19 protein-coding genes, 9 tRNA genes and 1 rRNA gene are annotated in these 25,702 nt (G+C 47.7%); 26 read left to right on the top strand and 3 right to left on the bottom strand.

What is annotated here, in order from left to right; translation table 11 throughout:
- The first annotated feature begins 1 nt into the window (after position 1).
- The 18 genes from BVG16_RS19375 to BVG16_RS19295 all read left to right on the top strand — a co-directional run bounded on the left by BVG16_RS19375 (position 2) and on the right by BVG16_RS19295 (position 11,765).
- A 23S ribosomal RNA gene (locus tag BVG16_RS19375) occupies positions 2 to 2,929 on the top strand.
- Positions 2,930 to 3,003: 74 nt separating this feature from the next.
- Positions 3,004 to 3,095: transfer RNA gene (locus BVG16_RS19370), tRNA-Ser, on the top strand.
- Between the two features lie 43 nt (positions 3,096 to 3,138).
- Positions 3,139 to 3,215, top strand: a tRNA-Met gene (locus BVG16_RS19365).
- Between the two features lie 7 nt (positions 3,216 to 3,222).
- Positions 3,223 to 3,298: transfer RNA gene (locus tag BVG16_RS19360), tRNA-Val, on the top strand.
- A gap of 75 nt (positions 3,299 to 3,373) precedes the next feature.
- Positions 3,374 to 3,449: transfer RNA gene (locus BVG16_RS19355), tRNA-Thr, on the top strand.
- Positions 3,450 to 3,466: 17 nt separating this feature from the next.
- Positions 3,467 to 3,543 (top strand) — tRNA-Asp (locus BVG16_RS19350).
- Positions 3,544 to 3,619: 76 nt separating this feature from the next.
- Positions 3,620 to 3,678, top strand: a tRNA-Phe gene (locus BVG16_RS32885).
- 30 nt (positions 3,679 to 3,708) lie between these two features.
- Positions 3,709 to 3,784, top strand: a tRNA-Phe gene (locus BVG16_RS19345).
- A 49-nt stretch (positions 3,785 to 3,833) separates the two neighbouring features.
- Positions 3,834 to 3,918 (top strand) — tRNA-Tyr (locus BVG16_RS19340).
- Between the two features lie 17 nt (positions 3,919 to 3,935).
- A tRNA-Lys gene (locus BVG16_RS19335) sits at positions 3,936 to 4,011 on the top strand.
- A 153-nt stretch (positions 4,012 to 4,164) separates the two neighbouring features.
- Positions 4,165 to 5,097: an MraY family glycosyltransferase gene (locus tag BVG16_RS19330; RefSeq protein ID WP_332888798.1), complete on the top strand. Its 933-nt coding sequence runs from the start codon at positions 4,165 to 4,167 to the stop codon at positions 5,095 to 5,097.
- Between the two features lie 60 nt (positions 5,098 to 5,157).
- Positions 5,158 to 6,081, top strand: a complete 924-nt coding sequence (locus BVG16_RS19325; protein ID WP_078500666.1) for an NlpC/P60 family protein — start codon at positions 5,158 to 5,160, stop codon at positions 6,079 to 6,081.
- A 62-nt stretch (positions 6,082 to 6,143) separates the two neighbouring features.
- The gene (locus BVG16_RS19320; RefSeq protein ID WP_078500664.1) at positions 6,144 to 7,271 is read left to right on the top strand and encodes a PucR family transcriptional regulator; all 1,128 of its coding nucleotides are present in this window, start codon (positions 6,144 to 6,146) and stop codon (positions 7,269 to 7,271) included.
- Positions 7,272 to 7,360: 89 nt separating this feature from the next.
- A complete protein-coding gene (locus tag BVG16_RS19315) occupies positions 7,361 to 8,488 on the top strand; it encodes an ABC transporter ATP-binding protein (protein WP_078500662.1) in 1,128 nt (375 codons plus the stop codon).
- Positions 8,489 to 8,623: 135 nt separating this feature from the next.
- Positions 8,624 to 9,562, top strand: a complete 939-nt coding sequence (hprK, locus tag BVG16_RS19310; RefSeq protein WP_078500660.1) for an HPr(Ser) kinase/phosphatase — start codon at positions 8,624 to 8,626, stop codon at positions 9,560 to 9,562.
- A 37-nt stretch (positions 9,563 to 9,599) separates the two neighbouring features.
- The gene (lgt, locus tag BVG16_RS19305) at positions 9,600 to 10,631 is read left to right on the top strand and encodes a prolipoprotein diacylglyceryl transferase (protein ID WP_078500658.1); all 1,032 of its coding nucleotides are present in this window, start codon (positions 9,600 to 9,602) and stop codon (positions 10,629 to 10,631) included.
- Positions 10,628 to 11,290: a pyrophosphatase PpaX gene (gene ppaX / locus BVG16_RS19300; protein WP_078500656.1), complete on the top strand. Its 663-nt coding sequence runs from the start codon at positions 10,628 to 10,630 to the stop codon at positions 11,288 to 11,290. Before lgt ends, ppaX begins: the two co-directional genes overlap by 4 nt.
- On the top strand, positions 11,277 to 11,765 hold the full coding sequence (locus BVG16_RS19295; protein WP_158081728.1) for an acyltransferase: 489 nt from the start codon (positions 11,277 to 11,279) through the stop codon (positions 11,763 to 11,765). Before ppaX ends, BVG16_RS19295 begins: the two co-directional genes overlap by 14 nt.
- A 70-nt stretch (positions 11,766 to 11,835) precedes the next feature.
- On the opposite strand, the gene BVG16_RS19290 is transcribed toward BVG16_RS19295, so the two are convergent.
- Both BVG16_RS19290 and BVG16_RS19285 read right to left on the bottom strand, forming a co-directional pair.
- Complete coding sequence (locus tag BVG16_RS19290; protein WP_408635354.1) at positions 11,836 to 12,990, bottom strand: glycoside hydrolase family 88 protein; 1,155 nt, start codon at positions 12,988 to 12,990, stop codon at positions 11,836 to 11,838.
- Positions 12,981 to 14,840: a heparinase II/III family protein gene (locus BVG16_RS19285; RefSeq protein WP_078500650.1), complete on the bottom strand. Its 1,860-nt coding sequence runs from the start codon at positions 14,838 to 14,840 to the stop codon at positions 12,981 to 12,983. Before BVG16_RS19285 ends, BVG16_RS19290 begins: the two co-directional genes overlap by 10 nt.
- A gap of 375 nt (positions 14,841 to 15,215) precedes the next feature.
- Here BVG16_RS19285 and BVG16_RS19280 point away from each other — a divergent pair, with 375 nt between their 5' ends.
- From BVG16_RS19280 to BVG16_RS19270, 3 genes are all read left to right on the top strand, one after another.
- Positions 15,216 to 16,091: an ABC transporter permease gene (locus tag BVG16_RS19280; protein WP_233147103.1), complete on the top strand. Its 876-nt coding sequence runs from the start codon at positions 15,216 to 15,218 to the stop codon at positions 16,089 to 16,091.
- Positions 16,092 to 16,108: 17 nt separating this feature from the next.
- Positions 16,109 to 17,002: a carbohydrate ABC transporter permease gene (locus BVG16_RS19275; protein WP_078500647.1), complete on the top strand. Its 894-nt coding sequence runs from the start codon at positions 16,109 to 16,111 to the stop codon at positions 17,000 to 17,002.
- A 90-nt stretch (positions 17,003 to 17,092) separates the two neighbouring features.
- Positions 17,093 to 18,685: an extracellular solute-binding protein gene (locus tag BVG16_RS19270; RefSeq protein ID WP_408635351.1), complete on the top strand. Its 1,593-nt coding sequence runs from the start codon at positions 17,093 to 17,095 to the stop codon at positions 18,683 to 18,685.
- A 40-nt stretch (positions 18,686 to 18,725) separates the two neighbouring features.
- Here the strand turns inward: BVG16_RS19270 and BVG16_RS19265 are convergent, their stop codons facing one another.
- Positions 18,726 to 20,981: a helix-turn-helix transcriptional regulator gene (locus BVG16_RS19265; protein WP_078500643.1), complete on the bottom strand. Its 2,256-nt coding sequence runs from the start codon at positions 20,979 to 20,981 to the stop codon at positions 18,726 to 18,728.
- A gap of 321 nt (positions 20,982 to 21,302) precedes the next feature.
- On the opposite strand from BVG16_RS19265, the gene BVG16_RS19260 reads away from it, so the two are divergent.
- From BVG16_RS19260 to hisH, 5 genes are read left to right on the top strand one after another with little or no spacing between them, the layout of a single operon-like run.
- Positions 21,303 to 22,433: an ATP phosphoribosyltransferase regulatory subunit gene (locus BVG16_RS19260; RefSeq protein WP_078500641.1), complete on the top strand. Its 1,131-nt coding sequence runs from the start codon at positions 21,303 to 21,305 to the stop codon at positions 22,431 to 22,433.
- Positions 22,418 to 23,053 (top strand): ATP phosphoribosyltransferase, encoded by a 636-nt coding sequence (hisG, locus tag BVG16_RS19255; protein WP_078500640.1) that lies wholly within the window; start codon positions 22,418 to 22,420, stop codon positions 23,051 to 23,053. Before BVG16_RS19260 ends, hisG begins: the two co-directional genes overlap by 16 nt.
- 32 nt (positions 23,054 to 23,085) lie before the next feature.
- Positions 23,086 to 24,372: a histidinol dehydrogenase gene (hisD, locus tag BVG16_RS19250; RefSeq protein WP_078500638.1), complete on the top strand. Its 1,287-nt coding sequence runs from the start codon at positions 23,086 to 23,088 to the stop codon at positions 24,370 to 24,372.
- Between the two features lie 2 nt (positions 24,373 to 24,374).
- Positions 24,375 to 24,989 (top strand): imidazoleglycerol-phosphate dehydratase HisB, encoded by a 615-nt coding sequence (gene hisB / locus BVG16_RS19245; protein WP_078500636.1) that lies wholly within the window; start codon positions 24,375 to 24,377, stop codon positions 24,987 to 24,989.
- Between the two features lie 2 nt (positions 24,990 to 24,991).
- Complete coding sequence (gene hisH / locus BVG16_RS19240; RefSeq protein WP_078500634.1) at positions 24,992 to 25,627, top strand: imidazole glycerol phosphate synthase subunit HisH; 636 nt, start codon at positions 24,992 to 24,994, stop codon at positions 25,625 to 25,627.
- Positions 25,628 to 25,702 lie beyond the last annotated feature (75 nt).

The following is a 25,702-nucleotide window of genomic DNA, read 5'->3' as shown; positions in this document are numbered from 1 at the left end:
TGGTTAAGCTACTAAGAGCACACGGAGGATGCCTAGGCGCTAGGAGTCGACGAAGGACGTGGCGAACAACGAAATGCTTCGGGGAGCTGTAAGCAAGCTTTGATCCGGGGATGTCCGAATGGGGAAACCCGGCTGGTGTAATAGCCAGTCACTCACATCTGAATACATAGGGTGTGAAGAGACAGACGAGGGGAACTGAAACATCTAAGTACCCTCAGGAAGAGAAAACAAAAGTGATTCCGTCAGTAGCGGCGAGCGAAAGCGGAATAGCCTAAACCAATCAGCTTGCTGGTTGGGGTTGTGGGACGTCTCACATGGAGTTACAAAGGAACCGATTAAACGAAGAGGTCTGGAAAGGCCCGCCATAGAAGGTAAAAGCCCTGTAATTGAAAGTCTGTTCTCTCCGAGACGGATCCCGAGTAGTGCGGGGCACGTGAAATCCCGTATGAATCCGCCAGGACCATCTGGTAAGGCTAAATACTACCTAGCGACCGATAGTGAAGCAGTACCGTGAGGGAAAGGTGAAAAGCACCCCGGGAGGGGAGTGAAATAGAACCTGAAACCGTGTGCTTACAAGAAGTCAGAGCCCGATCTATGGGTGATGGCGTGCCTTTTGTAGAATGAACCGGCGAGTTACGTTCCCGTGCAAGGTTAAGGTGAAGAGCCGTAGCCGCAGCGAAAGCGAGTCTGAATAGGGCGACTTAGTACGTGGACGTAGACCCGAAACCGTGTGATCTACCCCTGTCCAGGGTGAAGGTGCGGTAACACGCACTGGAGGCCCGAACCCACGCATGTTGAAAAATGCGGGGATGAGGTGGGGGTAGCGGAGAAATTCCAATCGAACTCGGAGATAGCTGGTTCTCCCCGAAATAGCTTTAGGGCTAGCCTCGGTGTTAAGAGTCGTGGAGGTAGAGCACTGATTGGGTGCGGGGCCCGCCAAGGGTTACCAAGCTCAGTCAAACTCCGAATGCCATAGACTTATAACCGGGAGTCAGACAGTGAGTGCTAAGATCCATTGTCAAAAGGGAAACAGCCCAGACCATCAGCTAAGGTCCCCAAGTGTGTGTTAAGTGGGAAAGGATGTGGAGTTGCAAAGACAACCAGGATGTTGGCTTAGAAGCAGCCATCATTTAAAGAGTGCGTAATAGCTCACTGGTCGAGTGACTCTGCGCCGAAAATGTAACGGGGCTAAACACACCACCGAAGCTATGGCTTGATACGTATGTATCAGGGGTAGGGGAGCGTTGTATGTAGGTTGAAGGTGTACCGTAAGGAGCGCTGGACAGCATACAAGTGAGAATGCCGGTATGAGTAACGAAAAGACATGTGAGAATCATGTCCGCCGAAAGCCTAAGGGTTCCTGAGGAAGGTTCGTCCGCTCAGGGTAAGTCGGGACCTAAGGCGAGGCCGAAAGGCGTAGTCGAAGGACAACAGGTTGAAATTCCTGTACCACCGTAAGCCGTTATGAGCAATGGGGTGACGCAGTAGGATAGTGACGCAGACTGATGGATGTCTGTCCAAGCAGTGAGGCTGATGTGTAGGCAAATCCGCACATCGATAAGGCTAGGCTGTGATGGGGAGGGAAAATTGCAGTACCGAAGGTCATGATTTCACACTGCCAAGAAAAGCCTCTAGCCAGGTGATGGTGCCCGTACCGCAAACCGACACAGGTAGGCGAGAAGAGAATTCTAAGGCGCGCGGAAGAACTCTCGTTAAGGAACTCGGCAAAATGACCCCGTAACTTCGGGAGAAGGGGTGCCCCGGTAGTGTGAATAGCACGAGGGGGCCGCAGTGAAAAGGCCCAAGCGACTGTTTAGCAAAAACACAGGTCTGTGCGAAGCCGTAAGGCGAAGTATACGGGCTGACGCCTGCCCGGTGCTGGAAGGTTAAGGGGAGTGGTTAGGGGTAACCCGAAGCTATGAACCGAAGCCCCAGTAAACGGCGGCCGTAACTATAACGGTCCTAAGGTAGCGAAATTCCTTGTCAGGTAAATTCTGACCCGCACGAATGGCGTAACGACTTGGGCGCTGTCTCAACGAGAGATCCGGTGAAATTTTAATACCTGTGAAGATGCAGGTTACCCGCGACAAGACGGAAAGACCCCATGGAGCTTTACTGCAGCTTGATATTGGACTTTGGTACGATCTGTACAGGATAGGTGGGAGCCTTTGAAGCATGAGCGCCAGCTTGTGTGGAGGCGACGTTGGGATACCACCCTGATCGTATCGGAGTTCTAACCTAGGACCGTAACCCGGTTCGGGGACAGTGTCAGGTGGGCAGTTTGACTGGGGCGGTCGCCTCCTAAAGAGTAACGGAGGCGCCCCAAGGTTCCCTCAGAATGGTTGGAAATCATTCGAAGAGTGCAAAGGCATAAGGGAGCTTGACTGCGAGACATACAGGTCGAGCAGGGACGAAAGTCGGGCTTAGTGATCCGGTGGTACCGCATGGAAGGGCCATCGCTCAACGGATAAAAGCTACCCTGGGGATAACAGGCTTATCTCCCCCAAGAGTCCACATCGACGGGGAGGTTTGGCACCTCGATGTCGGCTCATCGCATCCTGGGGCTGAAGTAGGTCCCAAGGGTTGGGCTGTTCGCCCATTAAAGCGGTACGCGAGCTGGGTTCAGAACGTCGTGAGACAGTTCGGTCCCTATCTGTCGTGGGCGTAGGAAATTTGAGAGGAGCTGTCCTTAGTACGAGAGGACCGGGATGGACATACCGCTGGTGTACCAGTTGTTCCGCCAGGAGCACCGCTGGGTAGCCAAGTATGGACGGGATAAGCGCTGAAAGCATCTAAGCGTGAAGCCCCCCTCAAGATGAGATTTCCCAATTAGTAAGACCCCTTGAAGACGACGAGGTTGATAGGTTGGAGGTGGAAGCGCAGCAATGTGTGGAGCTGACCAATACTAATCGGTCGAGGGCTTATCCTAAAATTAATTCGCAAAAAGTTGTTTCGTATCTAGTTTTCAGGGAGCAAATGTTGTTCCTTACCGATATCTCATTTGGAGAGATACCCAAGTGGCTATAAGGGGACCCTCTGCTAAGGGGTTAGACTGCGTAAGTGGTGCGAGGGTTCGAATCCCTCTCTCTCCGCCATTGTACAAGCAACTCGATCGAGATATCAGATATTTTCCATTGTGGCGGTGTAGCTCAGCTGGCTAGAGCGTACGGTTCATACCCGTGAGGTCGGGGGTTCGATTCCCTTCGCCGCTACCACTTATATGGAGGCTTAGCTCAGCTGGGAGAGCATCTGCCTTACAAGCAGAGGGTCAGCGGTTCGATCCCGTTAGCCTCCACCATAAAACCCCAAAAAGTGAAGTATATGCTTCGTAGGGAATTCCGATTACTTTTCGGGGACCCCGGGGAAATAATTTGCCGTTGTAGCTCAACTGGTAGAGCAACTGACTTGTAATCAGTAGGTTGGGGGTTCAAGTCCTCTCGACGGCACCATTAATATAATCGCATATGGAGCTGTGGTGTAGAGGCCTAACATGCCTGCCTGTCACGCAGGAGACCGCGGGTTCGAATCCCGTCAGCTCCGCCATTATATTTCAGAAAGTGGAGAGACTAACATCTCCTACACTTTTATTTTTTTGCTCAAAACAGCATTAAGGCTCGGTAGCTCAGTCGGTAGAGCAGAGGACTGAAAATCCTCGTGTCGGCGGTTCGATTNCCTACACTTTTATTTTTTTGCTCAAAACAGCATTAAGGCTCGGTAGCTCAGTCGGTAGAGCAGAGGACTGAAAATCCTCGTGTCGGCGGTTCGATTCCGTCCCGAGCCACCATTTTCCAAGAATGATTGATCTTTTCTTGGAGAAGATAATTGAATACCGTGGAGGCTTAGTGAAGTGGCTAAACACGGCAGACTGTAAATCTGCTCTCTTCGAGTTCGGTGGTTCGAATCCATCAGCCTCCACCATTTACTCTTCTTAGTAAGAGCCATTAGCTCAGTTGGTAGAGCACCTGACTTTTAATCAGGGTGTCGAAGGTTCGAGTCCTTCATGGCTCACCAGTTTTTTAATCTCATAAACAATCAAGTTAAGGCCTTATCGTTCGATGAACGGTAAGGCTTTTTTGCATGCTTTTTGACAGATCAGGGGACACTACGAGCAAGCATGATGCGGTTATGTGTTATGCATTGGGGGGCTCATCCATCAGATACATTTTGGCATTATTCATTAGCTTTATCATTGTTGTGGCACTTGTTCCAGTTGTTCGTAAGTTCGCAATGCGTATGAAATTCGTCGATCAACCTACACAGCGTAAGATTCATGAACATCCTATACCGCTGATGGGCGGTATCGCAATATACATTGGATTTCTGACTACGATCTTTTTGATGCGGGGTTTTGACGCCCTATCTTTGTCGATTGCTATAGGTGGCACATTACTTGTCCTTGTAGGGCTTATAGATGATGGTTTTAAGGCACGTAAACGTGAGTTTCCCGTATGGCCGCGGCTCATTATCTATATTTTCACAGCGACAGTACCTTTATGGTTTCATATTCAGATTAACGGGATTCGGGATTTGAATAACGGGATGCTGATGTTTCCCGATTGGTTCGTATGGCTGGCCACCGTCATCTGGGTGTTCTCCATGACCAATATGATGAACTTTATCGATGGGGTCGATGGGCTTGCCTCTGGCGTTGCTTTTATTTCCTCTTTAACGTTGTTTGTTGTGGCCATCATCCGGGGAGATGCTGAGACAGCCATTGCTACAATTGCATTATGTGGTGTATGTGCAGGCTTCCTTGTTTACAACTTCTATCCGGCCAAAATATTCATGGGTGATGCAGGGGCAACATTTCTAGGTTATACGCTTGCGGTGATTGCTGTGAATGGTTCTGTCAAAAGTACGACATTCGTCACTATGCTGATTCCGATGCTAGCCTTAGGATTTCCGATCCTAGATACGATTATCGTCTTCTCCAGACGTCTGAAGGAAGGTAAAGGACTTCATCGTGCGGATAAACTCCATACTCATCATGTATTGATGCGTTGGGGATTGACGCAGCCGCAAGTAGTTTCATTTATTTATCTGGTTACGATGTTATTTGGCCTGCTATCGCTCGTGGTTATGTTAGCCATACCGTAGTGTAATACATAAAACAATCGAAATAACGATGGGTGTTAAATATAAAGGAGGATTTTCGCTTTGTTTGGCAAGCTTCAAGGTCGGCTTTATACGACTAGTATCGTGGTTGTTATGTTGATCTTCATGGTAGGTTTGTTCTCTTGTTACATGGGTTTAGGAATTGTTCAGGCAGAGGAAGGAGCTTCTTCTTCCACGCATCATCAAAGGAATGAAGCAGAATCCATGGGGTTCTCGCAACTCGCATGGGCACGGAAACATGACCAACAACAATCCTTTCAATATTCCACGATACCTTCTGGATGGGCTTCCGCAGGAATGACCATGAATTTATTTCAGAAGCTAGATATTCAATTACCTCACACCGTGAAAGAACAATTCCAATTGGGTTGGGGGGCCCACACCCCTGGAGATCGATGGGCGACAGGGGATCTTCTATTTTACAATGATGGACAGCATACAGACCCTGAATGGGTAGGTATCGTGGTAGATGGCGAACATATTGCCTATGCTGGTCCAGAGCAATCTGTAGTTTACCGTTCTATGCGTGACGTAGAGAAGCAGCACCATTTGGTGGGGGCAAGACGAGTTTTATCTGCAGCTGACCGTGTAAGGTTCTCTTTAGTGTTGCGCGCAGGGGATTACATAGGAACACCGTATGTGTTCGGATCTCCCTTTGGTCAGACCACGACCTTTGATTGTTCCTCGTTCACGAAGACGATTTTTGCCAAAGAAGGCATCCATCTCCCCCGTGTTTCTAAAGAGCAAGCTAAAATGGGGCAGCGCATTTCGTTGCACGATATCCGAGTAGGGGATTTATTATTCTTCACAGGTAGGACATCACACAAACAAATTGCTCACGTGGCGATGTATGTTGGAAACGGACTTATTATTCATACCTATGGAAAAGGGGGAGTCCAATATACACAATTAAATCACCCTATATGGAAGAAACGCTTGGTCATGGCAAGGCGCATCGTGAAATAAGGGTTTTGATTATGCTACAATATAGGCATGTAGCAAATCGATTCGGGTGAGGCGGGACGAGGATGAATAACCTAACCATTAAAAGCAGATTAGAGCAGCTATTAGATGTAACATTATCCGTATCTTCAAGTACAGAATCCGAGTGGAATCATCTACGAGAACAAGCTGACCGTATGGATGAGAACGCAATAAGTCTGGTGTTGGATGGTGTTATTTATTTTCGATGGATTCAAGAAGGCAATCAGATTCAATTATTATCCGTGGAAGAAGATCGATTAAAAGGAGCAGAACGTTCCTTAATTGAGTGGATTCTTGAGTCGACTCCGTTAGGGGCGAAGGACACCCATATAACGAGATCAACCGCGAGTGAAGAGCAGAAAGCAGTACAGCTTGGGGAATGGATTGCTGAACAGCTTGGTGTTCAGTATAAGGTTGCTACCGATCAAGATATTCCGGATAGTATGACGCTGAAAAGCCGATTGCTACCGAATATGATCCCCATTTTATTGGTATCTGAACATCCACATCCAACGCACACATCTTATTTAGATTTATATAAGCTATTGAAGTCGTATTTTGGCGGTGAGGTCTATTTAATACCGCTGCAGGAAAAGGAATGGTTGATCCTCTGCCCGGAAGAGCTCATATTTATGGCATCGGCTGACGATCGAGAAGAGGATAGTTCGGAGAAGCCAGAAGAGACCTTGGGGTCTTTCTGTGAAGGTCTATATGAATTGCTGTCCAGTGAATGGTTGGGAGAATGCCATGTGGCCATATCTCATCCTGTGGTACCTGCTCGCATGCTGTTATCGACGGTTGCCCTATTACGCGAAACGGTGTATTTGGGACGAGCTTTCCATGTGACCAGCAATATTCACTTGCCATGGATGCTTCATATGGAGCGATTGATCAATAGTATTCCGGATGGGGAGCGCCGACATTTTATGGACCGGGTGCTTGCACGAAGTGATGTCTTTATGGATACCGAAACGCTAACGACATTAGAAACGTTCTTCTCGTTAGACTGTAATGTAAGCGATACAGCGAAGAAATTATACATCCATCGGAACACGTTATTATATCGGCTAGATAAGATCAAGCAAGAGACAGGACTGGATGTTCGGACCTTCGGAGACGCGGTATTGGTGAAGTTAATCCTCCTCTTGTATAAAGTGACGAAAAGGAAGTAGGATTTTTGTGAAGTATGTGTATAGTCATTTGTTAGGACATGAGATAAGATAAGGGTATCAAATTAATCTCTGTTTAGGGGGAATAACCAATGGCAGGCGTAAAATTAGAGCACATCTATAAAAAATATGCAGGTTCTGACAAAGCAACAGTAATCGATGTTAACTTAGACATTCAAGATAAAGAGTTTCTCGTATTGGTAGGTCCATCCGGTTGTGGTAAATCTACAACTCTTCGTATGATTGCAGGTTTGGAAGAAATTTCAGAAGGTAAATTGTACATTGGAGATCGCGTAGTAAATGACGTAGCTCCAAAAGACCGCGATATCGCGATGGTATTCCAATCTTATGCCTTGTACCCACATATGAACGTATATCAAAACATGGCGTTTGGTTTGAAACTTCGTAAATTCAAAAAAGACGATATCGACAAACGTGTTCGTGAAGCAGCAAAAATTCTCGATATCGAACATTTGTTGGATCGTAAACCAAAAGCACTTTCTGGTGGTCAACGTCAACGTGTTGCCTTGGGTCGTGCGATCGTTCGTGAACCACAAGTCTTCTTGATGGATGAGCCGCTTTCCAACTTGGATGCGAAACTTCGTGGACAAATGCGTGCGGAAATCTCCAAATTGGCTAAACGTCTTGAAACAACCGTTATCTACGTAACGCATGACCAAATCGAGGCAATGACGATGGGTGATCGTATCGTAGTTATGAAAGACGGAATCATTCAACAAGCAGCTTCACCTGACATTCTTTATAACCACCCTACGAACATTTTCGTAGCTGGATTTATCGGTGCTCCTACGATGAACTTCATCGAAGGTGACTTGGCAGAACAAAACGGCGTAGTTCGTTTCAGAGCGAACGGCTTGGATGTTGAAATTCCAACAGGCAAAGCACAAGCGCTTAAAGATAAAGGTTTACTAGGTAAATCAGTAATTCTGGGTGTTCGTCCTGAGGACATTCATGAAGAGCCAGTATTCTTGGAAGCATCACCTAACAGCATCTTCAACGCACACGTTGAAGTATCCGAGAACTTGGGTCATGAAATGTTGCTTTACTTGAACGGCGTAGGTAAAGACAGCACGATCGCTCGTGTAGACGGACGTTCTAACACGAAAGAAGGACAAAACGTGAAGCTTGCGATCGACATGAACAAAATTCATGTATTCGATAAAGCTACTGAGCTTAACGTTTTCCAATACGAAGCATAATATTGCACTAGGTTAGTGCTTGTAATCAAAAACCGTCCTCTTGCAGGGCGGTTTTTGTGCTAATTAGGGCTATAAATTTGATTTCATGACAAAGATCAGCTACGATAATGACATCGGTAATAAGGAGAGGAAACTATGTCCAAAAAGGTGAAAGTTTCAGAGCTAGTCGAGCAATTTAGCCTAGAGGTAATTGCAGGAGAAGCAGGACTGAAGCATCAGATTAAAGTGGATGATTTGTATCGTCCAGGGCTTGAGATGGCGGGCTATTTTGAGTACCATCCGGTCGATCGTATACAGATTCTAGGGAAAACCGAGCTTGCTTTCTTCAATATGCTATCGCCTGAGGAACGTAAAAGCCGGATTGATCAATTCGGTTCGGAAGAGACTCCATGTATTGTCGTCACAAGACATCTAGATGTTCCACAAGAATTTATTGATATGGCGAATGAAAGAAATATCGCGCTCTTGAGAAGTCCTGTCGCAACAACGACTTTATCGAGCCGGATTACGGGATTTCTTGAAAAACGATTAGCGCCGACAACGACGATTCATGGGGTGCTCGTGGATGTGTACGGGGTAGGTATGCTTATTACAGGAAGCAGCGGTATTGGTAAAAGTGAAACAGCGCTGGAGCTTGTGAAGCGCGGCCACCGTCTTGTAGCGGATGATGCGGTAGAAATTAGTCAAACATCCGATTTTCAGCTGCACGCTACTGCACCAGAATTGATCCGTCATTTACTAGAAATTCGTGGTATCGGGATTATTAATGTGATGACCTTGTTCGGTGCTGGGGCCGTTCGGAATAACAAACGCATTAGTGTCGTGATTAAGTTGGAAGCTTGGCAACAAGACAAGCAATATGATCGTCTTGGACTTGATGAAGAGAAGACACGTATCATTGATACGGATATTCCATTAGTTACGATTCCAGTACGTCCTGGTCGAAACTTAGCGGTCATTATTGAGGTTGCTGCGATGAACTACCGCTTGAAACGGATGGGTTACAATGCAGCGTTGCAGTTTACGAACAAACTGACGGAGACAATCTCCGAAGATACGGATGATTTGGATTAAAATTTATAAGATCTGGACAGATGTAGGAGAGTGAGTTATGCAGTATTTGTTGTTGAATCCTATCGCATTTTCGATCGGGCCAATTGCTGTCCATTGGTATGGTATTATCCTGGGCACGGCAGCGCTCGTCGGTCTTTTGCTTGCCATTCGTGAAGGGAAGCGCTTTGGGATACCGCAAGATTTTTTCATGGATCTACTCTTATTAGGGGTACCTTCGTCCATCATTGCTGCCCGTATTTATTACGTGGCCTTTATGTGGGATGAATACAAGAACAACTTATGGGATGTATTCAAGATATGGAACGGCGGGATTGCGATCTATGGCGCATTAATCGGCGCGGTCATATGTGCGATTATTTTTGTTCGTAAGAAAGGATATTCCTTCTGGCGAATCGCCGATATTTGTGCACCCGGGCTACTGATCGGCCAAATGATTGGCCGTTGGGGAAATTTTGTGAATCAAGAGGCATATGGCGGTCCGGCAGAAGAGTCTTTCTTGCGGAATACGTTACACTTGCCTAATTTCATCGTGAATCAAATGAATGTGCAAGGCGTGTTCCATCATCCGGCCTTTTTGTACGAATCGGTATGGAGCTTTATTGGTATTCTAATCTTATTCGTGTTGCGTCGCCAGAAGTTCTTGCGCGCAGGTGAATTATTCATGTCTTATTTCATCTGGTATTCTATTGGACGTTTCTTTATTGAAGGGCTGCGTACGGATAGCTTGGCGTTTATTGGTTCGGAGTGGTTGGTATCGATTATGAATTTTTTGTGGGCGCCAATGGAACTTGTATTCGAACCTGGTTATTTGGATCCGGCTTATGGAAATGTTCGTATTTCGCAGTTGCTTGCGATCCTCATTATTATAGCTGCCGTGATTATCATCGTCGTACGTCGTGTGAAAGGTTATTCCAATGTTGCATATAGCGCACCCATCGTGAGTACAAAGGGAAATGCGGTGCAAGAGGTTGCTGCAGGACAAGCGGCGACGGCAGAATCAACGACAGAGTATCCGCAAAAGAGTGACTCAACAGATGATCAGGCAGACAAAAAGGGGTCATTATCGTGATTGAAACAATCTTATTTGATTTAGATGGAACGATTGTAGATACAAATGAATTGATTATTGAGACGTTTATGCATATCCTAAAGGATCATGTGCCTCCAACCTTCACACGGGAGCATATCATTCCGAGTATGGGGCAGCCGTTAGAGCATCAGATACGTCAATTTACGGGTCGAGAGGACGTTACTTCTTTTGTCGCGGCGTATCGGGAATACAACCGTGAACGCCACGATGAGTTAGTACGGGAATTTCCTCATGTTCGCGAAGTCATTGAAACGCTGCATAATCATGGAATTAAGTTGGGTGTCGTGACGACAAAAATTCGGGAAACGACAGAACGTGCGTTACAGATGTTCGGACTCTATCCTTATATGGGCATGATTGTAACTGTAGATGATGTGAAAAATCCGAAACCTCATCCTGAGCCTGTTTTAATGGCCATCGAGAAGATGGGTGCTAATCCGGCCACGACGTTAATGGTAGGGGATAGTCCTGCTGATATCCAATCGGCGAATGCGGCAGGCGTAGCTTCCGTGGCAGTTAGCTGGTCGTTGAAAGGGGAAGCGGCGTTAGCGCCGTATGAGCCTAAGCATGTGATTCATGATATGCGTGATCTATATGCCTTTGTTGGATTGGAGCCGGATACGATTGAGAAACGTTGAGCGATATCCGGTTGAAGGACCGAATGCGCTCTGGCAAATTTATCGCACCGTGAGTCCTTGGAAGGGCGTTAAAAATTTTATTTGCATCCAAATGGCGCGGTATTGCCCGCATCTCCCGACGAAGAATTGGATTTATCGTCATATGTTAGGGATGAAGGTCGGTAAACATACCGCATTTGGGTTAATGGTGATGGTGGATGCGTTTTTTCCTGAAAGAATTTCAATCGGCGATAATTCAATTATTGGCTATAATACAACGATCCTCGCTCATGAATATTTAATTCAAGAATATCGGTTAGGTTACGTCAAGATTGGATCGAATGTTATGATCGGGGCCAATTCGACGATCCTACCCGGTGTAACGATTGGGGACAATGCGGTTGTTTCTGCGGGTTGTCTTGTACATAAGGACGTTCCAGCTGGAGCTTTTGTAGGCGGCAATCCGATGCAAGTCATTCGTTATAGCGAAGAATAATTTTAGCACAGCACATGATATGCTGATTCATAGCAAAACCCCCTCACCCGTTGGTGAGGGGGTTTTGTCGTTAGTACCGTGCTCGGGGAGAAAAGAGTCCTTCATAACCCCGCTGCTTTGCCAGGGCTTCCACAAAATAATAGTCTCCATAAATGAGAGGGTTATCTTGATTCCTTCCTTCTGGTACATGACCAGCGCCATGCAACAGCAATCCCTCTTCTTGATCGGAAAAATTACCGCATGCTTTAATGAGATGTTGAAGCAGGCTGTTCGCGTGCTGTGCATACATCTGTGACTCATTTGCCGGAACGCAACGTGCGAGCTCTAATAAGGCGGAGGCTGCACAAGCACCTGCAGACGAGTCTTTGTAGGAAGGGGCATCTGTTGGGAGACGGAAATCCCAAGTTGGAACACCATCAGGTCCTAATGCAGAGAGGAAGAAATGGGTGACTTTCTTCGCGGCTTGCAAGTAAGCAGGATCACCCGTGTATCGGTAACTCAACGTGAGGCCATACATGGCCCACGAGGTGCCGCGTGCCCAAGCCGATTGCGGGGCGAATCCCTGTCCCCCTAAAGCCTCGACCACTTCGCCTGTATCCGGGTTAAATTTCACAATATGATGGACGGAGCCGTCCTCTCGGATAAAGTGGTTCAGTACCATGTTGGTATGCGCAATCGCAATATGACGGAACCGCGGGTCTCCTGTAGTTTCGGAGGCCCAATAGAGCAACGGTAAATTCATCATGCAATCAATAATGGCAAGCCCTGTATTATCCTCGCCTTCGCTCCATGGGTTCCAAGCCCTTATGTAGGAGCCCTTCATATTAAACCGACCTGCGAGATGACTAGCTGCGGTTAGCGCTCTGCGTCGCGACGTCGCATCCCCGGATAGCTCATAGTTAGCTACACTGGTTAAGATCCACATGAATCCGACATCATGATGCAGTTGGTCAAATTCTTGTAACGGCATATCGAGTTTCTCTTCGCATTGACGAGCAATCTCGCCAAAACCAGATGCCGGGTCTTCACGGTGGAATAGCCAGAGGATCCCTGACCAGAACCCAGCTGTCCACCAGTGAGGCTCCTCGCATTGGTATACGCCTTGATGGGCAGCATGGGGGAAGCTAGCGCCGATTCGTTCTACTAGTCGTGTGGTATGATGGCCTGCATGTTGCCAAACGTCTTGAAAGTTAGATGGTATCGATGTCGATGTTGTCACTTGAATTCATCCTCCCGTACAGTTAATGATGTATGACGGCAATAATCGAATTGAAGGTTGATATTGAACTCAGTTGAAGGTTCTTTGGATTCCAGAACGATGGCGTACACCTGCACGCGCTCCGAATTTTTATTGATGAAATCATGAATCTGGATGGAGGCGTAGAATAATGCAGCATCGTAGAGAAGGTCTATATGGGATTTCAATCCTTGTATTCGAACGCAGCCATGTTGAATGAGCACGGGTTCGATCATCGTAATGAATTGCTCAGTTACCGTCCCAGCTTGATGGAATTCGCACAGATCTCGAAGTTCAAGCAGGTGTTGGGATGCAGGCTGGAACGTAAAGCTGCGCGCAAAATGCTTCAAATGCTCAAGTTCATAGGCCGAGGTTAGATCAAGACGAAACCTCCCTTGTGCTGCATCTTCCGCAGTGCTTAGCAGCTCAGCGCGATACTGCTTACCAGCTTGCTGCTCCACGCCATCCAATCGAGGTATCGAATGTCCGTGCGCCCCATTACATAAATACGAGTAGCGCTCTGCTCCGAAATACGACTTCGTATATTCCCCGGACCCGATGTCGGCAACAAACGTCTCCCCATCGAGATGCAGCACGAAATTCCCAATATCGTTATGGTTATGGTGTTCGTCGTTATGTCCTCCTTTTGCGGCGAATGCCATTCGAAACCCTTCCACCGTCCGACGGCTGACATACCATTGTGCGTCAGGCAATAGATCATCGGTATCCGGCCAGTCCTCTCCTGTGGCTTCGACAGGCCCCCACACCAAATCGCGAACAGCCGGTGCCCATCGGCCAAGAGGGTCTTTAAGCAAAGTCATACGATGCCGCCACTCCGGTATGTGGATTTCCGTATCCTGTCGATGCAGCTCGTGGATGAGTCCGGGAGCGAAATATCCTTGGGGTTCACAATCGGAAAAAGGTACAGTCAGTAAACCGCTTAAGTAGCTCTTCTGATGGAACCTTGCAATATTGCGAACTTTGGGATGCTTCATCAGATCAATCTGTCCACCCGTACGCTGTTTCAACAAGGAGGCGAAATAGGCATAGAAGCCAAACCCATAGGTCCAGTAGCCGACGCCCTCCGTACAAGCCCCGTCTTCTTCAAATCCGCTTATGTAACACGCCAATGTCCCTGAGACCCGATAGAGAAGGGAGGCAAGCTCACTCTCATGCTGTAGGAGGTACAGCGCTGCAGACCCAATCGAGCCAGCGCAGACACTTGCCCAGTTGCTCGTCACCTTTTCCCACCCATACGAAGGTTTGGGGGAGGTATAAGGCACGAATATGCGCTTGCGGACTTCCTCCTCGGCACGGTGCACGATCATAGGGTGTAATGGCTGGTGGAGCAAGGAAATGATCTCTGCGAGTGCGAATCCCGTCTCTGCTGCGAACAAATCAATACTGTAGCGGAAATCACGATCCCGAGGGTCCAGTGATCTGCCGCCCATATGTGCCGGCAAACACCAGGTGTATTCTTCGCAGATGGCCCAGATCGTATCTTCGATGGCTGTTAAGCATGCCGGCGATTCCTCGAGCAAATAAGCAAGGACGAGAAGAGTTAAGCGCTTACGTCTTGCAAAATAATGCTGCTCATATTCGATGCGTGAACCTGTCGTATCAAATTGGCGGAATGCGGAGAATGGGAGCACGGGGATGGGCTCGTTCATTAGACGATGGCTCTCCGCAAGAATATACGCCACTTCCTCTTGATAATGTGGTGCTTCACGCAAGTTCTGCCAGTGCCCCCGAGCTCTCGCCTCTTCGAATAGCGTGTTCCTGTTATGTAACGGACCGGAGCCAGATCGGAGTGCCTGCTTCAATGCAAGAATGTCCATTGGATTATCCCCCTTCTATTCATAACCATAGTCTACACGCTAACCCGCACAGCTTAAAGAGAAACGCGTCATATAGCTGAATTTTTCATAAAAATCAGATTCGTTCACTACGCAGAAATCAGTATAATCCATCAACCTTTCAATGGTTCACTACCCCCGCGCAATTGCCAGATTTATACTCAAATCAATCGGTCAGGCAATAACGGTCAGCGGCATCCTACCCGGATGACACCAGACCATTTCAACAAGGAAGGTGATGAACCATTGAAAGCAGATCTTGTCGCAAGTCCAAACGCTCCTGGGAAGAAAAAACGTGAGGAACTCCCGTTAAAGAAGAAGAAAGGATTCCTGCATGAATTGATCACGAACCGGATCATGTTCCTCATGCTATTGCCAGCAATTGTGTTCTTTCTTATTAATTCGTACATTCCTATGGTCGGTATCTACTACGCCTTCGTGCGTTTCGATTTTAATACGAGCTTGTTCAACAGCCAGTTCGTGGGTCTGGAGAACTTCAAGTTCTTATGGAAGTCAGGAGCTCTTGGAAGATTAACGTTGAATACGTTCGGCTACAATCTTGCGTTTATCGTGATTGGGAATATGCTTGCGATTACTTGCGCGATTCTCGTCAGCGAGCTGCGGATTAAATGGCTGAAGAAGCTGACGCAGTCCATTATGTTCCTCCCGTATTTCATTTCATTCGTTATTTTAAGCGTTATCGTCTACAACATGTTCAATTACGAGACAGGGTTCCTCAATACGATGCTGAAGACCTTCCATATGGAGCCGGTCGATATGTACAGCAAACCGATCATGTGGGTATTCCTCATTATCATTTTCTACCTATGGAAAAATCTCGGGTACAGCATGGTGATCTACCTCGCAGCGATTACGGGAATCAGTGAGGAGTACTATGAAGCCGCAAAAATTGATGGCGCGAACATTTTCCAACGTATTTGGTTCATTACGCTGCCTATGCTGAAGTCAACGTTCGTCATGCTGCTCCTATTCGCACTCGGCAGCATTATGAAAGGACAGTTCGACCTGTTCTATCAATTGGTGGGTAACAATGGCTTACTCTATAACACGACGGATATTCTGGACACGTATGTCTATCGTTCCTTAAAAGTGACGTTTGAGATGGGGATGGCGACAGCTGCAGGGGTATATCAATCCGTGTTTGGATTTGTGCTCATTATGACCGTGAACTACATCATTCGAAAAGTGAATGACGAGTACGCACTATTCTAGAGGGGAGGAACCGTCACATGAAAATTAAAGATGAAAAATATCATCGATTATTTCAATGCATTGCCTATACGGTGGTGCTTCTGATTACTGCAGCATGTTTATTTCCCTTCTTGTTGATCATCTCGGCGTCGCTTACCGATAATGAGACGATTCTTACGCAAGGATATCACCTCATCCCGCCAGCATTCTCGCTCGAAGGATATCGTATGGTATTTCAATTTCCGGATGAAGTGCTTCGAGCCTACGGGGTTACGGGATTAACAACGGTTGTGGGGACGTTAGGCGGGTTGTTCTTCATTACGATGGCCGGCTATGTCCTGCAACGCAAAAGCTTCAAATACCGGAATCAGTTCGCCTTCTTCATTTACTTCACGACATTGTTCGGCGGCGGCTTGGTACCTTGGTATATTATGTACACGAAATATTTGAACTTAATGGATACGTACGCTGTTCTTATTATCCCGGGCCTCATGTCACCGTTCTTGATCATTCTCATGAAGAACTTCATTAAATCGGCTGTACCGGAAGAGATTTTCGAGTCGGCTCAGATCGATGGTGCGAATGAGTTCACGATCTATGCACGCATCGTATTGCAGCTCTCTCTCCCAGGATTGGCAACCATCGGATTATTCCTAGCCTTGCACTATTGGAATGATTGGTTCAGCTCGTCTATGTTCATTAACAATCCGCATATGTATCAGCTCCAGTACTACTTGTATAACGTCATTAATACGATTTCGTTCGTGACGCAAATGGGGGCAAGCAGCGGGGTATCGCTAGGTCAAGACATCCCAACCGAATCTACGAAAATGGCGATGGCCATTATCGTGACCGGCCCGATCCTGCTATTGTATCCGTTTGTGCAGCGTTACTTCGTGAAAGGTCTAACGATTGGAGCAGTCAAAGGTTAGGTTAGAACTGCGGAAGATCGAGAAGGCTCTTCATCAAGATCGAGGTTGAAATCTTTCGCAGCTAATATATATATTCATAGTAAGGGGAGGATGTACATGGCAACAAAAAGAAAAAGATTCATCTCCGCGCTTCTATCCGTATTTCTGTTGATCACCATTCTAGCAGGATGCTCGAGCTCCAATTCGGAGACAAAGACGGATACCACCGGAACAAGTGAAGCACCAACGACTACGGACAAAGACACGACGAGTACGACAGGTATCGATACATCGAAGAAAGTCGAATTGCAATTTTACATGCTAGGGAGTGCACCGAAGGATCTATCCGTCGTAGAAGCCGAAGTAAATAAGCTAACCGAGAAGGACTTGAATGCAACCGTGAAATTCAATTTCACCACCTGGACGGATTGGGAGCAAAAATATAAGCTGCTGCTATCCTCGGGACAATCGGTGGACCTCATCTATACCGCAGAGTGGACGCAATTCCAAGCGTATGCCAAAAAAGGCGCTTTTTTACCTCTAGATGACATCCTGCCGAAAGCTGCACCTAAAGTGCAAGCCTATGTGCCGCAAGACATGTGGGATGCGGTGAAGATCGATAATAAAATCTATACCGTTCCAGCGACGTATCAAGAGTACGTCACGAATGGTTTCGTATGGCGCGAAGATTTACGTCAGAAATATAATCTTCCGAAACCTGTGGACCTCGCTTCATTCGAAGAATATTTAGATGGAATCAAGAAGAACGAGCCTACGATGATGCCGCTCTCCGTCAACTCGGATGTTCGAGGCAATCTACTGAACCTTCTCCGTGAATTGCGCGGATGGATTGGCGGTCCGATTCCTTACGGCGTGAACATTCAGTATGACAAACCGGGCGAGGCCTATTCGTACTGGGGATCCGATGAACAGCTTCAAGACCTAGAGACGATTAAGCGTTGGCAAGATAAAGGCTTCTTCTCGAAGAACGTTCTGAATGTGAAGGATACGCTGCAGGACCCGGTAACAAGCGGAAAGGCTGCAGCGATACTTGGCGATAACCCAACACGTTACAATGACACGAATAACAAAATGAAATCGACCCACCCTGATTGGGATTTAGGTTATACGCCGTATGCAACCGTGACGGGGTTCGCTACGCCGGTTCATCCGATTCATAATGGGTTTGCCGTTCCTGCTAGCAGTAAGAACGCTGAGCGTGCATTGGCATTCTATGAGAAGATGGTGATGGATAAAACGTATAACTGGCTAACGGAATACGGGATTGAGGGCAAGAACTTTGAAGTGGATAGCGAAGGACACTATAAAATGCTTGGCGACAGTAACTCCAATGGATTCCAACGTGAAGGCATGCAAGGTTGGGCTTGGCGCAATCCGGAATTTATGTTGTTCGATAAGAGCTATGACGGCGTAGATGCCATCTTTAAAGAATTGGATAAGGTGAAGAAACCGGATCTTTATTTAGGATTTGCAGAGGATTACACGGCATATCAAGCGGAGCGGGCAGCCCTCGAGCAAGTGGAGAAGCAGTATCTCTTCCCATTGCAGGCAGGGATCGTGGCTGACGTGAAGGGCGGAATGGAGACCTTCATGACCAAAGCGAAGCAAGCAGGCTTGGATAAAGTTCAATCGGAGTATATTAAGCAGTGGAATGCGTATGTAGCTGAAAAAGGAATTCAATAAAGAAGAGCGGCCATCCTCCAAGTGGGGATGGCCGCTGCTTTTAGCTTAGCTGCTTGGCGAAGTTCGCCTTGCGATAATCTGCCGGTGTGACACCAAAATGCTTTTTGAACATGCGATGAAAGTAGGAGCTGCTCGTATAGCCTGTTTTTTCGGCAATCTCCGCAATGGAAGTGTTGCTCTCCTCGAGGAAGGCCCTCGCCTGGTCCAACCTCGTCTCATTGATCACATCAATGATCGCTGCCAGGGTCTGTTGCTTATATATACGGCTGATGTAAATCGAAGACATATCGAGTTGATCTGCGATCCAGTTCAAGCATAGATTGGAGTCGGCATAATTCAAGGCAATGAGTGAATTGATTTTGCGGACCAGTTCCTCTTGCTTCAAGCTCCGTTTCTCCAAGAGCTTATTCTGGATTTCATCGAAGTAAGTAAAGAAGGCCGTATGAATCTCGGCTAGCGTCTCATAGCTGTCCGCCGAAGGCATGTAGATATCCAGCCCGCCGCTAATTTCAAAGGTTCCATTCTTCTGGATGGTGAAAATGACATTATTCAAGGTCATCGTCAAATGCGATATCGCCAGCTGTACGACGTGGATCGGATATTGTGCCGTTTCATCGAGAATTTCGGAGAACACTTTCTTGGCTTCGTCTATTTTCCCCGCCATTAATGATTCGACAAGCTTCTTCTCCCGATCCAAGGGATACATATATGCTTTGGATTTGAGTGCAACAATATCGTCGGAATCAATCAAACAACCATGTCCATAGAACAATCGGTGCTTCGTCGCCTCTTTCACTTGTTGAAATAAAGGATGAAGGTGTAACGGCAAGTTCGTAACGGGACTGTAGGTGATGGATAGACCGATTTTCAAATAATTGAGACAGGCTAACTGAACCCGATGGAGCAAAGCTTCAAAAGCAGTATGATCCGCTAACTCCTCTTCATCCGGGAAATTCAGCAGTACCGCAATGGAGTCATCCTCAATGTCTACCGTCTCGACATCATACACACCGGATAGAATTTCCGAGCTAATGTTCATAATAGCGAATTTGTAAGTTGGCAGATCCTGCACATGTTCTTGCTTCAAGGTCTGAAAATGGTCAATTTGCAAAATCGCGATCCGGTAGTTCTTATGAAAATCGAATTTAATGCCCATCTGGCTAAGGTTATGCAATCGCGCCTCAAGCTTCGAGGGAGGAAGGCCTTGCAATAAGGAATGGAGTGCGTTCTGCTTCAAGGTATGTTGATTATTTCGTTTCTCCGTCTCGAGTGAATGAAGGCTCAACAGAATCTTGTGTATCGGTACATAAAGGAATCTGGATAATCGCCAAGACAACATGATGCCTAGAAGGAGAATAATCGCTGCAATCCCTATGGTCGTATTCCGAACGGTCTTTACATTGGTTGTGACATATTGATAGGGTGTTGCACGAATATACTGCCAGCCTAAGGGATCGGGTTGTGTATAAGAGATTAAGGATTTGACCCCTTCGAACTTGGATACCACATAACCTGTGTCTTGATTCTTGATTTTGGAATCGAGAAGCGCACGATCGGTCGAACTTAAATGTAAAGGCTGGAGCGTATCGGTACGCAATACTTGGTCACGATCGTCTAATAATAAGTTGGTTCCCTTGTCGTCTAAGGAGGTCAAATCCCCTTGGTTCCGATTGATCCAGTCGGACGAGATATTGACGATGACCGCTGAATTAATGACCTGGTTCCTTCCGATCGCATCATAGCAGAGAAACGTGTAAACGTTCACATGATCTTGCGAAGCATCATCGATGGCATACGTCCGAGGAATCGGTGTAAACGGTTTGTATTGTTGAAAGTCGTTCAGGATCGTAAGCAAGCCGGTATCGGTCAATTCGTTTTTCGAATAGATCCCGTTCTGCCCATGGTTGCCTTGGATATAGAAGACTTCGTCTTTGGCATTGTAGACGATAATGGATTCCACGAAGGGCATCGAATTCAAGTAGTTCGAGAGCTCGGTCATCGCCCCGGTCACATCGAAGATATGAGGTTTTTCGTAATACATTAATTTGGCGATGTTACTGTTCTGATATATTTGGAAGGATAAGGATTGGGCGCTGTCTCGTAAGGTTACGATTTGCTTGCTTGTCTGCGATAGGCTATCCACATCTGATTGAAATGTCTGCTTGAATCCAATGCGGGAGTAGTTCACATACAGGATATAGGAAGAGGCCAGTAAAGTGATGACAATGCACAATGTAATACTGATGAGAATGGTTGAATAGAGTGACGGTCTCTTCTGGAAACGACGAATCTTCATACCTCGACCTCCATACGTTTCTTTTTTCAATATATTAATGAAAGTGCAATATAATTAACATTACCGTTTTTAGTAAAAATTGAATAGTGAAAAAAGATGTAGAGTATGAACTATTCTAACTATATGAACCCTGTCGATCTTAAGCGGGCATCCATAGTTTTCCTTGTCCCAGCGTGGTATGATGAGGAAAAACCAACAATTAGGCGAAAGCAATTGACGAGTGAATTCGATCGTGATAACATGATCAATAAATCTTTAATTTGTTAGATTGGTAACTTGGTATCGCGTTAATATAATAAAGTAATTTCTGAGGTGGATGTTATGTCTAAACCAAAAGTATTCGAGAAGCCCGTCGGAGTCAAAGATTATCTGCCGCATGCCGTATCCAAGCTGCGTTCGATTGAACGTCGTGTATTGGATTGTATGGGCCGGTGGGGATACCAGCAAATCTTGACGCCAACGATTGAATATTACGATACAGTCGGGGTTGCGAGCGCAACATCTGATCATAAGCTGTTCAAATTATTAAATAATCGCGGTACGGCACTCGTGCTGCGCTCTGATATGACAGCACCCATTGCACGCGTGGTATCCTCTCTATTGAAGGATCAGTCATTCCCAATCCGTCTGTCTTACCATTCCAATGTGTTTCGTGCCATTGAAGAGGAAGCAGGCCGCGAGGCGGAGTTCTTCCAGACCGGCGTTGAGCTGGTTGGAGACGCGTCTGCGGAAGCGGATGCCGAGGTTGTAGCTTTGGCCATTGCATCCTTAGAAGCTGCTGGGGTGACTCATTTTAAATTTGCAATGGGGCATGTAGGTTTTCTGAACGGATTATATGAAGAGATTTTGCCTGGACGCCAAGAAGATCAAGAAGCGCTTAAGGCATGTCTTCTCAGTCGGGATTATGTAGGGTATCGGGAAAAAATACGGGCTTGGAGCTTAGCGGAGGAAGAACAGCAGAAGCTCGAAAGCATTCTGCGCCTACGGGGCGGTCGCGATGTCTGCGCTCAAGCGCTTCAGCTGAGCACGAATGTGGAAATGCAGGCTTCGATTCGCCATTTGGAAGAGATATGGGAAGTGCTAGAAGCTTATCAAGTGAGTGATCAAGTGTTGATCGATCTAACGATGATCGGAGATTTCTCCTATTATACAGGCATGACATTCGAAGGTTATGCCCTGGATCTCGGTTCACCGGTATGCAGCGGCGGTCGGTATGACAATCTATTGCAGCAATTCGGACGTCCTGCGCCTGCCACGGGCTTTGCGCTGAAGACGACACGAATTCTGGATGTGGTGGCGGATGAAGAGGAAGAGGCGAATCCCGTCACGGAGTTGCAATATACAGCAGAGACTCGCGCGGAAGTATTACAAGAAGCACGCCGCTTGCGGGAAGCGGGTCAGCGTGTAGTGACATCGGTAGTGAAGGAGGATGCTTCATGCGAGAAACGATAAAAGTAGCGATGCCGAAAGGTCGTATCTATAAGCAGGCTTCCGCATTATTCCGGGCAGCGGGATTGCCGATATCGACGGATTTTGATGAGACGCGGAAGCTCATTATCCCGTTGCCGGAAGCCAATATGGAATTCATTATGGCCAAACCCGTGGATGTACCCACGTATGTCGAATACGGCGTAGCGGACATCGGTATTGTGGGGAAAGACGTCTTAATGGAAGAAAATAAGGATGTGTACGAGCTTCTCGATTTGGGGATTGCACGCTGCCGGATGTCCGTGATTGCCCTTCCGAACTGGAAGCCTGTTATTCATCCCCGAGTGGCGACGAAGTATCCGAACGTGGCTTCGGAATATTTCCGCGAGTTGGGACAACAGGTGGACGTGATTAAATTAAACGGTTCGATCGAGCTTGCACCGCTCATTGGTCTAGCAGATCGAATTGTCGATATGGTCGAGACGGGTCAGACCCTAAAGGATAACGGTCTCGTTGAGATGGAACAAATCTTCAGTATTACAAGCCGATTGATTGCGAATCGTGTGAGTTACCGGATGAAAAATGAGGCGATTCAAGGGTTGTGTGATCAACTCCAAAAGGTCATCCCAACAACAACGAAATAATAGAGATGTTGAAAAGGTAGGAGGGATTATTCATGCGTATCGTACCGGCTAGAGAATTCTCATTGCAACGGGAAGTGGAATACGGTTCACCGGAACAAAATGCGACGGTCAAAGCGATTGTGCAAGACGTGAAGCATGAGGGAGATGCTGCATTACTTCGGTATACGGAGAAGTTGGATCGTGTGGCACTAGAGGCCTCCCAATTGCGAGTAACCGACGAAGAGATTCAAGCGGCTTACAGTAAAGTGGAGGCATCGTTCGTAACTGCCATTCAGAAGGCAGCTCATAATATTCGGGTGTATCACGAGAAGCAGAGACGAACTTCATGGTTCGATCTTCAACCGGACGGCACGATGCTAGGTCAAATTATTCGGCCGCTTCGCCGCGTGGGCGTCTACGTTCCCGGCGGAAAGGCAGCGTACCCGTCCTCGGTCCTGATGAATGTCATTCCAGCCCAAGTGGCAGGTGTGCCTGAGATCGTGATGGTTACACCTCCAGCTACAGGCGGGAAGGAAGGTATCGACCCTTACATTCTGGTTGCAGCAGCCGAAGCGGGTGTGAAGGAACTCTATCGCGTAGGCGGTGCACAAGCGATTGCAGCCCTTGCTTATGGTACAGAAAGCATAGCTCCGGTAGATAAGATCTGTGGACCGGGTAACATTTATGTGGCGCTCGCGAAGCGTGAAGTCTACGGAGCAGTGGATATCGACAGCATGGCGGGTCCAAGCGAGATTGTCGTCTTGGCCGATGATAAAGCGGACGCCTCTTATGTGGCTGCTGACTTATTATCGCAGGCTGAACATGATGAAATGGCCTCTGCGATTCTTGTAACGACTTCATCGAGTCAAGCACAAGCGGTGGCGGACGAAGTCGCACGGCAGGTTGCTGAGCTTCCTCGGCGTTCCATTGCACAAGCTTCGATCGATCAGTACGGCGCGATCATTGTAGTGGATACGATTGAAGAAGGGATTCAAGTCGTGAACCGCCTGGCGCCGGAGCATTTGGAAGTCATGGTTGAGGAACCGATGCAATATTTAGGGCTTATCGAAAATGCCGGAGCGATCTTCCTCGGTGCTTACAGTTCGGAGCCGGTAGGCGATTATTTGGCTGGGCCGAACCATATTATTCCGACGAATGGGACTGCACGTTATTCTTCGCCGGTCGATGTGGATGATTTTATTAAGAAATCAAGCTTAATTCATTATAGCAAGGAAGCCTTGCTCGCCAATGGCGCGACCATTATGGAGCTGGCGCGGCATGAGGGTCTGGAAGGACACGCGAGAGCGATTCAAATTCGGTTGGAGAAGGAAGGAAAGTAATCATGGCGGATGTAGTGAAAGAGCAAGGATTGGTACGCGAAGCAAGCGTGGCGCGCAAGACCAATGAAACGGATATTCAATTAACGTATAACGTAGATGGAACCGGCATCTCAGAAATTGAGACCGATGTACCGTTCTTGAACCATATGCTGGATCTGTTCACGAAGCACGGTCAGTTCGACCTGAACGTCGTGGCACGCGGTGACGTTGATATCGATGACCATCATACGGTTGAGGATATCGGCATCTGCTTAGGTCAGACCTTACAGCAAGCGTTAGGCGATAAAAAAGGAATTAAGCGCTATGCTTCCGTATTCGTCCCGATGGATGAAGCCTTGGCGCAGGTCGTGATCGATTTGAGCAACCGTCCTCACTTTGAATATCGCGCGCAATATCCTTCGCAGCAAGTGGGCAGCTTCTCCACGGAATTGGTGCATGAATTCTTGTGGAAATTCGCGTTGGAAGCTCGGATGACCCTGCATGTCATCATGCACTATGGGCAGAACACGCATCACATGATCGAAGCGATCTTCAAAGCGCTCGGACGCGCGTTGGATGAAGCAACGAGCATTGATCCGCGCGTGCAGGGGGTACCTTCGACGAAAGGGGTGCTGTAAGCATGGCAACCATTGCGATCGTAGACTACGGGATGGGCAACCTGCACAGCGTTGCCAAGGCCGTGGAGCGCCAAGGCAGCGAGGCGCTCGTCACGAGCGATCCGTCCGCCATCCTGGCGGCGGACGCGGTCATTCTGCCCGGCGTCGGCGCTTTTGGCGACGCCATGGCCTGCTTACGCGACACCGCGCTCGATGCGGTAGTCGCGCAGGCCGCGGCAAATGGCAAGCCCCTGCTGGGCATTTGCCTTGGCATGCAGCTGCTCTTCGCGCGCAGCGAAGAGCACGGCGACCACGAGGGCCTCGGGCTGCTGCCCGGCCGCGTGGTGCGGTTCACGGGCGGCACCTACAAAGTGCCGCATATGGGCTGGAACCGGCTGCGGTTCGAGCAGCCGGAGAGCCCGCTGTTCGCGGGCTTGGACGAAGGCCACGTCTACTTCGTCCATTCCTTTCACGCGCTGCCGGAGCGCGCGTCGGACCTGCTCGCCGTTACGGAGTACGGCGGCGGTCCTGTCACAGCTATCGTAGGCCGTGACAATGTGTACGGCATGCAGTTCCACCCGGAGAAGAGCGGGGAACTGGGCATGCAGCTGCTTCGCAACTTCCTGAAGCTCGCAGAGACAACCGTTCGGGTATCGTAAATCCCGATTCTATACATGCAAGTCTAGGAACGCTTTGCACCCGACAACATAGGGTAGCAAAGCCGTTTCTACATA

This window comes from Paenibacillus selenitireducens (assembly GCF_002021565.1).
GTDB lineage: Bacteria > Bacillota > Bacilli > Paenibacillales > Paenibacillaceae > Paenibacillus_K > Paenibacillus_K selenitireducens.
This window is presented reverse-complemented; position numbering and strand designations above follow the sequence as displayed.